Raw genomic sequence first — 14,567 nt, forward strand, 5'->3', positions numbered from 1 at the left:
GTCTTAAAGTTAGATATAAGGGTTTTAGGAATTAAGGATGAGGAAGTGCCCCCACTTCCACGTTTTTAAAAAGAAGTTAGACTATTAATGTAGCGACGAAAAGATGTCGCTTTTTGTTAATCTCTCCCTCCGAGTCGCTTAGGCGACCCACCTCCCTCGTCAGAGGGAGGCTATGCGATTGCCAAACGATTCGATCTTTTATAGGCTCCATCTGACGAGGGAGCTGTCAGCTACGCTGACTGAGGGAGAGATATACAAAGAAGAATTCGAAGAATTCTACCTTTATATTTTAAACTCATCTCTAACTACCTCCAAACTTACGACCAATCTCACACGACTATACAACTCCTCGGGCGAGATATACAAAGAAGAATTCGAAGAATTCTACCTCTATATTTAAATCCTATTCTAATTGTATATTTTAATTTAATCATTTATGTACATTTTAATTGTATTATTTACAATTTTTCTATATGAGAACATTACTTATCAGGAATCAAATATTACATAAAATTATATTAGTAAAATATAATACAAATTAATCTAGGTTCATAAAATACATAAATAAATAATCTTCTGCAAACATTTTCTTTGATAGTGAATATCCTTCCCTATTTTGTTTTCATCTTAGATATGTTTATGGACTTTTATTTCACTAAATTATTTATTACTTTTCAATTAGGAAATATTTTGTAAACGGAGTATATCCTACTATTTTTGTCAATTTTATAGTTTATGGTAAAATATATCTCTTGTAATTTTTATATCCTGGAAACTTTTTCCGAGCTATTTTTTATGTAATTATTTTTAACGATATCATATATATTTATACATTTATTCATGTCTTGAATTCACACTAGTCTCGTATAATCTGATTATTACTAGTGTACTATCTACTTTACCATGCAACCATAGGTATATTATTCATTTTTCTATTGACATTTTTCACAAACCATTGTAACATTTTAATATCGAAACTAAGAAAGGAGATAAAGATGAGTTATAAATTGGTGTATAAACCATTGACCGACCCACAGAGGAAAGTCATTGGTGAGATTTTAAAGAGGTATGACTTAATTGACTTTTCCGTATTTATATGCGTTATTCCCTACTATTTTCTCACCTTTCGTATTATATCTATGCTTATTTTCGTATGATTATTATATGGAATTATTTATGCTAATTACTTCTTCAATCAAAATCCATTCCCATTATACTTCTATTCTCCATAATTCTTTTAGTATACCCCTTCTAAAATTAATTCTCAATTCTCGTGAATATCCGTACAAAATATTTTATAAGCAGTCATTCAAGTATCTTAATCTCAGGTTACGGCAACTTCTCATTAACTATCAATTGAATATTTCAACTTATTATATTAATACATGTATTTATATAGTTAATGTGTGTATCTAGCTTATTTGTATGATTATATATAATTTATTGTAAATATATATGTAAATTACTTTAAAAATGTGTAGCCTGACCCCGTTTATTTTGTATAATTATTCGCTGTGTTGGGATTTTTGAGTGTATTTAACTCTTACGGCTGACCCCTTATTTTTATGAATTGGTTAAGATGAAAAAGGACCTATCGACGTGATAGGTCCTTTGTTTAATAAATCTTACTTTTGATTATGCTTGGAATTGTAGATTTCCTTATATATTTCATCTACTAATGCGAAGTTTTTGTTTATGTCATAGGTGTCCAGCACGTATTGTCTGGAGTTTATTTTCATCTGATTTAATAGTTCTCTATCATTATACAATTTCTTTAATGCTTCGGTAATAGCTCTACTGTCTTTTTTAGGAACTGTTATGCTGGAGTAACCCGGCTTAGTTGCTTCAGGAAGTCCACCGACATTTGAAACTATGGTTGGTGTTCCGCAAGCTCCTGCTTCTACTGCTGCAACTCCAAAACTCTCGCTATCAAGTGTTGATGGAAATACTGCAATATCCATCTTGTTAAACGAATTAACAACCCCATCTCTGTCCAGGAATCCTAAGAACTCTACTTTTTCTTCAATGCCAAGTTCTATAGCAAGTGCCCTCAATTCATCTTCTTGTGGCCCTTTTCCTCCCAGAATTAGTTTCGTATTTTCAGCACCTGTTTCCTTAATAAAATCGCTATAACCTTTTATTAAATACTCGATTCCGTACTTTGGATAAAATGATTTTATTGTACCAATAGTAAAGTCCGAAATAGGATCTATGTCCAGTGGTTTATAGATACCTGTGTCTACTCCGAATGGCGTTACGCCTATCTCTTTATCTGTATATTTTGCAGTTTCTTCTCGCATTGCATCAGAAGTTGAAAGTAGGATGTCTGCATTCTTAAGATTCCATTCCAGCATTTTTCTTTGAAGGGTGCCTGAATTAGGAAAATCATAAACATCAGATCCCCAAACTGAAAGGATATAAGGATGCAAATTTAATAGAGAAGCAAGTAATCCGTAGCTCGTAGCATAATGAGCGTGAATTATATCCGGATTTTCCTCTTTTATTATACGCTTAACTCTACCTATTTTAGTTATATAATTTAACAGCTTGTTTATATGGCTTCTGTCTGTTAAATCCTCTATCCCTAATGAATACACCTTAGTGTTAGGTATTTTACCATCACCTAATGAAACTACTATGGTAGAGTAACCTATTTTAGTAAAGTGTTCACACCACTTATGAGTATGTACGCTAGATGCGTCAGCTAAATAACAAATTTTCATTAATCATTCCCCATTAATTTCTTTTATTATATATTTATCTTATTTTTTACATTATAAATCAATCTCTAAAACTACTGCTATTTAATTATATCATTCTTTAAAAATTTATCCAATTTTAAGAGTTTGTTAATCGAGAACTAAAAAATCTCCGGTTTTAAGTATGCCGGAGATTTATTGAAAACACAGTATGTTCTTGGCTAAATTAAGTCAAATATCTAAGATTCTTTAGTTTTACTCAATATCTTTTTTGTTTCTTCTATTTGTTTTTTTACAGCTACCGGTGAAGGTCCACCGTATACAGCTCTTCTGCTTAAGGATTTTTCTAGGGAGATGGCTTCGAAGAGGTCAGTATCAAAAACTTCTGAGAATTCTCTATACATTTCTATACCATAATCTTCAAGATTCTTTTTCTCTTCCGAAGCTTTCTTAATTATACCTCCTACTATCTTGTAAGCATCTCTAAATGGCATACCTTTTTCAGTTAAATAATCTGCCAAGTCTGTAGCTACAATGTATCCATTATTCGCTTTAGCCTTCATAGTATCGGAATTAACTTTTAGAGTATCGATCATACCTCTGGTGACTTTAAGCGTTTTGGAGAGTATGTCAATTACTTCAAAAACACCTTTTTTATCTTCTTGCAAGTCTTTATTATATGCCAGAGGTAAACCCTTCATGGTAGTAATCATACCCATGGTAATCCCTATCACAGTACCTGTTTTTCCTCTTGTAAGCTCTGCCATGTCTGGATTTTTCTTTTGAGGCATTATAGATGAACCCGTCGTAAATGCATCATCCAATTCTATATATCCAAACTCCTGGCTTGACCATATTATAAGTTCTTCACTAAGCCTTGAAAGATGCATCATGGTCATAGATGCACAGTACTCTGTTTCAATTACAAAGTCTCTGTCCGATACTGCATCCATGCTGTTTAGCATGGGTTTGTTAAATCCGAGGAGTTCAGAGGTTCTATGTCTGTCTATATTATAGACCGTCGTAGCAAGTGCCCCCGCTCCAAGCGGCGATTCATTGAGTCTGGTTTTAGCATCTCTAAACCTGCTCAAATCCCTGATTAACATCTGGCAATAAGCCATCAAATGATGTGCAAAAGTCACAGGTTGAGCTGCTTGTAGATGAGTATAACCAGGCATTATGCTGTCGATATTCTGCTCTGATTTGGCAATAATAGATTCGCAAAGCATTACAATTTCCGACTCTATTTCAGTTATCAAATTTCTAAGATATAGTCTAAGATCAGTAACTACTTGGTCATTTCTCGATCTTGCAGTATGAAGTCTCTTTCCGGCATCGCCAATTCTCTTCGTAAGCTCGGTTTCAATAAACATGTGAATGTCCTCTGCCTTCATGTCTATTTCCAAGGTTTTATTCTCAATATCGCTTTTAATCCCATCCAAGCCGTTTATAATAAGTTCCTCATCCTCTTTTGAGATGATATCGCATTCTGATAGCATTTTTGCATGTGCCTTCGATCCTTCTATATCCTCGCGAAACATTACATGGTCAACTCCAATAGATGAGTTGTACTCGCTGGCTATTGAGTCCAGCTCTTTAGAAAATCTTCCACTCCAGATACCCATTATTGCCCCTTTCCTCTACTTGTTCTTTTTCTCGTTTTTTATTCTCATCATGGTTTGAACTTTTATTGGAAGTGCATAGAGATTTACAAATCCTTGTGAATCAGTTTGATCATAAACTCCGTCCTCACCAAATGTCGCAAACTCTTCATGGTAAAGAGTATATGGTGAACTTGCTCCAGCATTGATGACATTTCCTTTATAAAGTTTCAGCTTAACACTTCCTGTTACAGTCTCTTGAGTCACATCCACAAATGCTGATATTGCCTTTCTAATAGTCGAGAACCATTGTCCATTATAGATAAGTTGTGCTAATTTATTTGCAATTTCAATTTTATAATGCATGGTATCTCTGTCTAAAGTCAATGCTTCCAAGGAATGAATGTGCATGATAGAGAATTGTAGCTCCGGCATTTTCATAAACTCCTCTGACCTTCATGCCGATAAGTCTATTTTCAACTATATCATCTATGCCGATACCGTTTTTCCCGCCTACATCATTAAGATATCTAACTATATCCGAACCCTTCATTTTTTGACCATTAACTCCAACCGGTACACCTTTTTCAAATTCAACGGATATATAAGTAGGCTCATCAGGAGCATCCTCAGGATTTACACTCAATGTCAACATATTATTCCAATTTGGTTCTGCTTCCGGATCTTCCAACTCCAATCCTTCGTGCGATATATGCCAAAGGTTTCTGTCTTCCGAGTAACTTGAATCCCCTGCTCTCTTTATTGGAATACCGTGTTCTTCAGCATATTTGAGTTCATCTTCTCTGGATTTTATCTCCCAAACTCTCCAAGGAGCAAGTATTGGGATTTCAGGATCAAAAGCTCTAATTCCAAGCTCAAATCTGACTTGGTCGTTTCCTTTTCCTGTACATCCATGTACTATGGCATCTGCATTTTCAGCATGAGCTATTTCAACGAGTCTCTTTGCAATTACAGGTCTAGCAATTGCAGTACCCAATAAGTAATCACCTTCATATTTTGCACCGGCTTTTAGTGCCACAAATGCAAAATCATCTATAAATTCATCAATTAAATCTTCAATATACAGTTTACTGGCACCTGAAGCAAGTGCTTTTTCCTCCAAACCATCAAGCTCTTCTTCCTGACCTAAGTCTGCTGCTACGCAAATAACTTCACATCCGTAGTTTTCCTTAAGCCAAGTGATGATAATTGAGGTATCTAATCCTCCCGAATACGCTAATACAACCTTCTTCAAATTCAATTTTTCCATCTTTTTACCCCCGTAATATAATAATAAAAAAAGTCTCTTTTCCAATTGGAAAAGAGACGTAGATACGCGGTGCCACTCCTTTTGATGAGATAAACTCATCCACTCAAGCCTTTTAACGCAAGGTATACGTATACCGCTTACTTAAAGCTCACGGTATATTCTCCATGTTCCTACTTCATACAGCTTCACGATAACCGGCTCCCACCTATCCGGTCTCTCTGGAATCATCCACAGTACTACATACACTTCATCGAATTAGTAATCATTATAATGCATTTGCTTTTTGTTGTCAACACTTTAATACTTTTATTTGCTTTGTAGTTAATTGCAATATCTTTATTCAAATTTCCTTTTTGGGCGTTTTCCATAACTTTTATCTCTTATAGCATACTAGACAATTACCTCTTTAAACTTCGTCAAAGTAAATCTCTTTATATCTTTTTTCAGCACCATGATTCTCTTTTCTAATATCTAAAATATCTGTTACTGCAGCTACTTTTTGCACAAATTCCGATAAATCTGCCCCGGCAGGATACCATATTTCATCATTCATAATTTGATAATCATACTCAAGCACTGCCTCTTTAGCTTTGTCAACATCGCTTACTTTAAAACAGTACATCGTCTCAAAGTACTTACTTATATCTTCCCTTAGAATTTTCCCATCTTTTAAGAAAATTATATCATTAATTAAAAGATCGATTTCCGATAGATTATGTGATGACAATAAAACACAAGTTCCCTCTTGAGCCATCCTTTTAAGTTCGCTTCTTACTTTTATTACCATACTCGGATCCAGTGCATTAAAAGGCTCATCAAGTATATACACCCTAGGTTTACTGATTATTCCCATAGTAAATAGTAGTTGCTGCTTCATCCCCATTGAATAACCTTTAACCTTTTTATCTAGAAAAGATCCTATCCCTAATACATTTACCGCTTCTAAAAGTCTTGATTTAGGAAGTTTTCTTATATTGCATATATATTTTAAATGATCCATGGCTGAGAGCTCTTCATATAAGGCCGAACTATCCGTCATATATGAAAGTGTATTGTAGACATTAAAGTCCTTATTCGATTGACTCGTAATCAGAACACTTCCACTATCTTCATTTAACAAGTTAGAGATAATATTTAGAAGAGTTGTCTTGCCGCTACCATTAGGCCCTACCAATGCTACGATACTACCCATATCTATATCAAAACTAATATTATCAAGAACTTGTAATTTCCCATAAGACTTGCTTAAATTAACTACTTCAATACCTTTCATCATATCCTCCATTATGAGTATCTCTTTTTAAAAACGTAATCAGTTATAGCCAATAGTATAATGCTCCAAACCAATTGAATTATCATGCAAGCATAGGGTTTCAGCAATATAGAATCGTATCTTATATAAGCTTCCACCGGATGTAATAAAAGGAGAATTAATAGCTGTAAAAGGTAAAACTCCGGTACCTCCAGATAATACAGAAGTACTTAGAAAATACCCAAATAAAATGATTATGATTATTATCAATTTTTTCATACTTATACTCTTAATATACATTGAAATTATTAAACTTACTGATGCTAATAATATTATAGAAGATATGGTTATTAAAACCAGTTCAGTATTTTCAATAATAATATTTTTAAAATTGATATCTATTTTAAAATTCTCTATTGGTGATATCTTTCTATCTTTAAAATATCTTAAATTATGTATATAAATTTCAGATTCCTTTAATTTTGGATTAAATGGATCTATATAGGGATTATCGTCTTTATATAACTCATTATCATAAGTGATATTCTTAATTAAGCTATAATTTATCACAGGGAAATCAGTCTCGTTTTTAACTCCCATTGTTGTCATTAATAACAACATCACTATTATTGCCATTATAAACACCAGTACACTACTAAATACTTGCGATAAATAAGTTGAAATCATGATTTTAGTTTTTGATATAGGTTGAAGAATTATAAAGTTAAAACCTCTATTTCTTTTGTCATCCTGTGAAATCCCTTCCCATACGACCAGCCCTATTATCAGTAGAACTAAAAGAATAAGACCGGTCTTAAAAATACTATTTACTATAAAACCTGAAGAATTGTGATAAGGTAAATAACTTAGATATCTTGATACATACTCCTCAAAACCTGTATCTTCGTGAAAAATAGTAAAGGAAGTATCTGATTTTGATAATGGCATATTTTTGTGTCTGGAGTTTAATTCTGAGTATATGTTTTCCTCAAAAATTAATGAATTTTTATTATATCTCAGTTCTTTTAGATAAGGTTCTTTATTCTTGAAGTCCGTTTTTATATTTAAAAGTCTTCTGTCAATAAAAGCCGATTCATCACCATTTTTCATGCGCTCATAAATAGAATTATACTGATCAAGTAAGATCTTATAATCTTGATCGTAAACATTTGCATTGTATAGCTCTTCATTACGAAGGATTGTGCTTTTTACTTTATCAAATTCATTAATCCTTAGATTATCATATGTTTTTATATGATGCACACTAATCCCTATTAGCAACACGGTTATAATAGAACTTAATAAAATTAACTTTCTTCCTCTAATCATTTTTAAGATTTCAAATCTAAACTGGGTAATAAATTTTCCATAAGTTTTCTCTTTTTCATATTCCCTAATAATATCAACTGTACTTTTTCCTGTTAATCTGCTCGAAAAGTCATATTTATGTCTAAATCTATTTGTTAAGAATATTATTAGTATGAATGATAATATACCGACAATGAAACCGATAATTGAAAACCACGAATTCAGTAAAAATTTATATGGATATTGTAAAAATATAGGAAGTGGAGGTAATTTATATCCATAGATTTTTTGCCAACTGTTTATATACGGAATGCTTAAAACATGAAGAATGACTGCAATTCCACATGTGATTAATAATATAGCAGTTTTACTTTTAAAGATTTCTGATGCAAAAGCCATAAAACCTACAAGCATGAAAAGATAACCTAAAAAGTTTAGATTCAATACTAATAAAACATTCCATAGTGGTTTTAAAATATAGTTTTTATCAATTTGTTCACTTGCAATACTTTCCCAGTTAAACTTAAAAATTGGGAGTTTATAATTCATTGGTCCAATCTCAATAGGGTAGTCAAAACTTCCCATCCCATCTCCAAAAACCATACAAATGAATATAGCGCTTATAGAAAATATTAATACGAATACGATTAGATTTATTAACGATACAATGCACTTGCTTATTAAAATGTGTTTTTTATCTTTAGGTTGTAAATATCTTATTTTACTTAATCCTGATTGTTTATCACCTGTAAAAATATCAGAAATAAGTATTATTAAAAAAACTGCAAAAAATACACCATATAGTTTCTTGCAAGAAGAGAGTAGAAAATTAGTTCCTTTTAAACTAAACTCATCATCTTCATATGAAAAATTATTCTCAATTAGATTTCTATGTAAATTGAGATCCCTTTCTATTTCAAATGGGGGTATATCTAAAGATGGTCTAAACTTTCTTTCTTTATAAATATCATAGTTTTCATAAAACGAGACTATTCTATGAGATAAATCCATACCCTCTTTACTTCTATGCCATAAATTTATATCTCTGATTGATTCTTGTAGATTTGTTAGTGGTTCCAACATCCATTCTATCTGCTCATTTGATAGATTTTTCTTGCTTAGATTTCTGTAGAACAACCCGGAATGTTTACTCATTTCGCTATAGTATCCATCGTATTTTTCAAAAATTTTAATATATATTTGTTCTGACGAGATTTTATTTGAAGCGAATAGTACACCGGATAGCAGTAAAGAAATTATTAAGAAAAGTATTAATCTCTGGACTGTTAAACTGCGTTTTAAATCCAGTTTTAAATTTGCCATACTTACCTCCTATTGAAAAGATTAAGCGTGGAGTATTAATAATAGTTAACGCTTGTATCTATCTACTAATCAGGTTAAGAACAATCATTACAAATCAAACCGCTAAAGCTAGAGCAGCTATTTGTATAATCATAAATAGAGCAATTACAAATATCAATATTCTACTTTTACTTCAATTTTTTAATCATGTGATCCTACTCATTTTCATCCACCCTTAAAGCTTTCATGACAAATGAGTCTCTTCTAATCTTTTAACATAATAATATCATATGTCTTTTTTTTGACAATTAATTATATTTAATAATTTTATGTTTTTAAAAATATACTCTATTTCTGATAATAGAATATCAATAAGGCAAGACCAGTATATACACACCGGAAATGTTCGATTCTATGCCATCAGTTTCACAAATTTCGCCTTCAAAATCAACTTCCCATTTAGCTTTATTATGATTAATTTTCTTGCTTTTAATATCCAAAAATCCTCTTAATTTACCTTCTCTATACCTAAGTTTTTCCGAGATGGAGAATGAACTGTCATAATATTCTGTTACTTTGATAGTTTTACAAAAGTTTTCCATACTGTCTTCGTTCTTTACTTCATCAGCATTTACCGTAAACGGATTAAATAGAAATAATACCACTAATAGTAATGTACATATCTTCTTAGAATGTTTTTTCATTTTTCCTCCTTTATTTGTACATAAATGTTTTAATGTTGATAAAAGCAGTGAACTTAAAATACTATAAAACTATCATTTTACCAGTTCCAATAATGCTTTTATCTCGTCACCATCTTTACTTGTAATCTTAAGTACGAAACTTTTAGAGTTTTCGTAAAATCTTAACCTGACTTTCTCATTAGGTAGAATTTCTTTTTTGTATAGTACTTTGATTGTAGAGTTTATCAATGTATCGGAACTAAAACTAGGAATAATCCTTTCGAGCCAGTTGAAGTATACTGCATTATTAACATGATTATTTGAATCAATATCCTCATGTGTAGGTGCAACAAAGGTCTGTGTACAATATATATCCGGCATATCAATTATCGGTAAATAGATTTCGAGTTCCGACCTTTTTAGTTTTTTTACATCTAAAGTCAGGTCTTTAGGTAATCGTATTATTGATCTTGTATTCACATCTATTAGAGACCACACTGCATATGCTTCCAATAATAAGCTGCCTTCTGAGTTAAATGCACTATATTTCCTAATTATAAAGAAACTGACATGACCTATTATCTCGGTACTTATTGTTATATTATCATAGATTTTTGGTAATTCTGAAAACTTTATATTCCAAGATAAAAGTACCCAGTTGAAATTTTCATCCATTTTCCATTCAGACTGATAGTGTAATGTCGATGTTTCTACCAATTCTTCCACTAGTTTTTGCAAGCTGAGTTTTCTATCTGTAAATATCTTATAACCGGCTTCCGGCTTTCTTTTGTAGTTTGTTTTAGTGTTCATAATAAAACACTCGAAACCGCAATACCGATTTCGAGTGTATTTTCACCTTCCTTAAATCTTAGTATTCTTATATTATTCTGCAGGCTCAAATTTCAGTTCAGGTGGTATCACTTTGAACATTTGATCTTCAAGCATGACTTTTACTTTTCCGTCTGTAAGTGCCGCTCTACCTTCATTTGAACTGAAAGTCGCATTGACTGTAAATTCATAGCCATCATCTGTTTTATTGACTCCGGTTACTTCATAATTTTCCGCTTTAAGTGCTTTACCACCCATTGCCTCATTGTACTCTCCGTAAGTCACCTGTCTTTCGCTTCTCTTAGTTAGTAGATAGGTTTCATCATAATAGGTATTGCTTAGAGCTGACAAATACTTAGCTAGTGCTGCATATGGACTTCTGCCCAGTATGTCCCTTAATGAAGCTTCTCCCCCATCTCTCTCATTTTGTAACATATCCATATTGAAATCGGGTAGGTTTGAAGGGTCCAGTGTCTGATTTGCACTAAATTTTGTCGTCTCTATAAAAGTCCTCGGGTCATATTCATTTACAGCATTCCAAACCAAGTATTCATCTATTCCCAATTCTATCCCGGCTTTAACTTGCTGTGCTATAACCTCCGGTGTGTAGTCTATATGTCCATCCACCCATGGAGCTGTAAAGCCTTGTATCCATGGTCTTATTTTTGCAGGTTTTTCAATTGAAGAGTTTTTCTCGAGTGCTTCCCTAAGCGACTGATTGAATACACCATACGGATGAGCATCAGGGTACTCATATCCGTACCAGCCCGTTGAATAGTGACTAGGATAAATCATAGGACTTATTATATCTACTCCATTGGCAATCTTTATCCAAGTCTGACCGATGTCTTCCGGTTTATCTTCCCAACTCTTGGTTATTATACCGAATACTGCTGCACCGACTTTAACACCATAAGGTTCAAGTTCCTGCTTTGCATACATTATAAAGTCATGAATATTGTCGTCTTTTCTCTTTCCGTCTCTACCCGGGAAATTGACAATTTCATTATAATATGCTGCATTGTCGGGGAATCTAATATAATCGAAGTGAATCTCTTTAAATCCTCTGAGTGCAGCTTCTTTTGATGCTGCAAGTACATAATCCCAGACAAATTTGTCATACTGGTTTACCCAAGGCATCCCTTGATTATCTGTATACTTTCCACCTTCATTTAATTGCATCGCATGTTCAGGTTTTATCTCAGGAAGTACAAAGTCTTTGAAAACAACTATACGAGCCATAGGATATATGTCGTGAGTTTTCATGTATTCCAATAATTTATTAAAATTATCTGATGATGCCGGCATTACAGTATCGAGCTGATTAAATACTTCGACATCCGAATTCCAAGTTAAATATCCATCATCACTCTTAATATCTATAACTAGAGCATTTATCTCAGTTTGATTACATATGGCAAGGATTTTTTCTAAATTGTTTACATTTTCAAGTCCTGCAGGCTCTGAAGCTACTTCGCCCTTTATATACTTGATATACTCTTCGTACAATTTAATATTGTCTTCAGAAAACTCATATGCTGCAGTAGTTTGAGTAACATAAAGTCCTTTAACATTCTTGTCTTCAGCTGTTTTAGTCTCTAACGGAAGCGGGACATAAAACTCCTTATACTTTTCTTTCCTCTCAGCTTCGAGTTTCTGTCTTTCTTCCTCACTTATTTTTTTATCTTCTTCAGTTTTTTTATCTTCATCCTTATCTTTAACAGGTTCTTTGTCATCGGGCTTTTTCGTATCAGTATCTTTGCCTTTGTCATCGGTGTCTTTCTTATCAGTCTCGACCGTTCCTGGTTTAGTCGTATCACCGGTTTTCGACTTACCAAAACTGCTTATCCCTCTGACCAGCAAAAATAAAAGCACTAAAACACCTACTATCACTGCCGTTGCAATAATATTGGTTTTTCTTGCTTTTTGCCTTCTTCTTTGTCTTGATTCTTCAGTTCTGTTCATATTGTCTCCCATCATATCTTTTGATATAAGCTTATTATACAATATTTGTTCAGATATAACAAACTATAATACTCTAGCCGGCATCAATATATTGCAATTTGTAGTTGAATAAGAAATTAATATTTTTTATCAAATAGGTGTGATATGGTTAATTAATTAAATCCCTATGGTTTATTTCTGATAAATAGGTTATAATATATGTGATAATATTTCCAAACTTTTGTAGTATTAGGAGGTAAAGCATTGAATTCAAAAAGTAAAGATACTCTTATAGTCGGACTCGCATTATTTGCAATGTTTTTTGGAGCAGGAAATCTAATTTTTCCACCAACCTTGGGTTTATTGAGTGGTGATAAATGGTTTCCGGCCATGTTGGGCTTTATGCTCACAGGTATTGGATTTCCGGTTATAGGAGTAATAGCAACTGCTAAAGCCGGAGGACATATAGAAGATCTTGGCGATAGAGTTGGAAAGGTTTTCTCTAAAACTCTAGGTCTATTGATAATGCTATCTATCGGCCCTCTATTGGCAATACCCAGAACTGCAGCAACCACTTATGAAATTGGACTTAGACCACTTCCCATAAATATAAGTCCCGCTGTCGGTTCAATAATATTTTTTGCAATTGTACTTTACTTTGTACTAACGCCCTCCAAGCTGATAGACAGAATAGGCGGCGTCCTTACACCTGTATTGATTATCGTACTATCAGCAATGCTGGTTAAATCATTTATAGATCCAATAGGTGTTCCAACAGACGTGAATGCCGTACGTACTTTTAAGATGGGTTTTGAAGAAGGATACCAAACAATGGATGCCATCGGTTCAATTATTTTGACCATTGTGGTCATCGAAGGTATCAAATCCAAAGGGTATTTAGAGCATAGAACAATTCTAAGCATGACAATTATAGCAGGAATAATATCTGCTATAGGTCTGTCTCTGGTATATGGCGGATTTGTATATGTAGGAGCCACTACAAGCTCTGTGGTTTCAAGCGATATGACTAGAATAGAGCTGCTTAACTTTATTGCCAGATCTCTCTGGGGTTCTTTTGGAGCTATTGTTTTGGGGATAGCAGTTGCACTCGCTTGTTTGACAACTGCAATTGGACTTACAGCTACAGTCGGTGCATTTTTCTCCGAATTAACTAAAAATAAGATATCCTATAATGCAATGGTTATCGGAATAAGTGTATTCAGTGCTGTAATGGCGACAATCGGGGTAGATTCAATCGTTTCTATAGCAGTGCCAATACTGGTAACAATATATCCTATGACCTTGGTCCTTATAATTATGTCACTATTCGATAGGTTTTTGAATAGAGCATCATATATCGGTGCCGTTTTGGGAGCTTTTATAATAGGTGCAATTCAAGGTATCTCTTATACAGTCCCAAAAGTAGCGGCAATACTGAATGCTTACTTCGGCCATTCCGTATCATATGCATTTACCAACTTTTTTGCGGTATCCAAGGATTTTATGAACTCACTGCCTTTTGCAGAACTTGGATTTGCTTGGTTAGTTCCAAGTTTATTGCTTGGATTGATATTTAGATTTGTCTCCGGTTTCATCTATAAATCTAATAATGTTACAAAGAGCACATTTTAAACTATCATGAATTTCCATACCGGTAATCATATTTAAAATTATCAGTAT

General features: G+C 33.2%; 11 protein-coding genes and 1 other annotated feature. Of the genes, 2 read left to right on the forward strand and 9 right to left on the reverse strand.

Annotated features, from left to right (window positions below):
• The first annotated feature begins 178 nt into the window (after window positions 1–178).
• Entirely contained in the window at window positions 179–400 is a 222-nt protein-coding gene (locus tag VZL98_08255; protein WVH62685.1) for a hypothetical protein, read from the forward strand.
• A gap of 1,225 nt (window positions 401–1,625) precedes the next feature.
• On the opposite strand, the gene VZL98_08260 is transcribed toward VZL98_08255, so the two are convergent.
• The 9 genes from VZL98_08260 to VZL98_08300 form a co-directional block, all read right to left on the reverse strand.
• Window positions 1,626–2,723 (reverse strand): glycosyltransferase, encoded by a 1,098-nt coding sequence (locus tag VZL98_08260; GenBank protein WVH62686.1) that lies wholly within the window; start codon window positions 2,721–2,723, stop codon window positions 1,626–1,628.
• 215 nt (window positions 2,724–2,938) lie between these two features.
• Window positions 2,939–4,324 (reverse strand): argininosuccinate lyase, encoded by a 1,386-nt coding sequence (gene argH, locus VZL98_08265; GenBank protein WVH62687.1) that lies wholly within the window; start codon window positions 4,322–4,324, stop codon window positions 2,939–2,941.
• Between the two features lie 15 nt (window positions 4,325–4,339).
• Window positions 4,340–4,666 carry a hypothetical protein gene (locus VZL98_08270; protein ID WVH62688.1) on the reverse strand — a complete coding sequence of 109 codons (327 nt, stop codon included), beginning with the start codon at window positions 4,664–4,666 and terminating at the stop codon, window positions 4,340–4,342.
• Window positions 4,656–5,570, reverse strand: a complete 915-nt coding sequence (locus VZL98_08275) for an argininosuccinate synthase (protein WVH62689.1) — start codon at window positions 5,568–5,570, stop codon at window positions 4,656–4,658. Before VZL98_08275 ends, VZL98_08270 begins: the two co-directional genes overlap by 11 nt.
• A gap of 49 nt (window positions 5,571–5,619) precedes the next feature.
• Window positions 5,620–5,830 (reverse strand) — a binding site (T-box leader).
• Window positions 5,831–5,976: 146 nt separating this feature from the next.
• A complete protein-coding gene (locus tag VZL98_08280; protein ID WVH62690.1) occupies window positions 5,977–6,843 on the reverse strand; it encodes an ABC transporter ATP-binding protein in 867 nt (288 codons plus the stop codon).
• Window positions 6,844–6,882: 39 nt separating this feature from the next.
• Complete coding sequence (locus tag VZL98_08285; protein ID WVH62691.1) at window positions 6,883–9,453, reverse strand: ABC transporter permease subunit; 2,571 nt, start codon at window positions 9,451–9,453, stop codon at window positions 6,883–6,885.
• A gap of 347 nt (window positions 9,454–9,800) precedes the next feature.
• Window positions 9,801–10,136 (reverse strand): hypothetical protein, encoded by a 336-nt coding sequence (locus tag VZL98_08290; protein ID WVH62692.1) that lies wholly within the window; start codon window positions 10,134–10,136, stop codon window positions 9,801–9,803.
• 72 nt (window positions 10,137–10,208) lie between these two features.
• On the reverse strand, window positions 10,209–10,925 hold the full coding sequence (locus VZL98_08295) for an acyl-ACP thioesterase domain-containing protein (protein ID WVH62693.1): 717 nt from the start codon (window positions 10,923–10,925) through the stop codon (window positions 10,209–10,211).
• Window positions 10,926–10,997: 72 nt separating this feature from the next.
• Window positions 10,998–12,950 carry a putative glycoside hydrolase gene (locus VZL98_08300; protein ID WVH62694.1) on the reverse strand — a complete coding sequence of 651 codons (1,953 nt, stop codon included), beginning with the start codon at window positions 12,948–12,950 and terminating at the stop codon, window positions 10,998–11,000.
• A 201-nt stretch (window positions 12,951–13,151) separates the two neighbouring features.
• Here VZL98_08300 and brnQ point away from each other — a divergent pair, with 201 nt between their 5' ends.
• The gene (brnQ, locus tag VZL98_08305) at window positions 13,152–14,519 is read left to right on the forward strand and encodes a branched-chain amino acid transport system II carrier protein (protein ID WVH62695.1); all 1,368 of its coding nucleotides are present in this window, start codon (window positions 13,152–13,154) and stop codon (window positions 14,517–14,519) included.
• Window positions 14,520–14,567: the final 48 nt, after the last annotated feature.

This window comes from Peptoniphilaceae bacterium AMB_02 (assembly GCA_036321625.1).
In the GTDB taxonomy this organism is placed as follows: domain Bacteria; phylum Bacillota; class Clostridia; order Tissierellales; family Peptoniphilaceae; genus Microaceticoccus; species Microaceticoccus formicicus.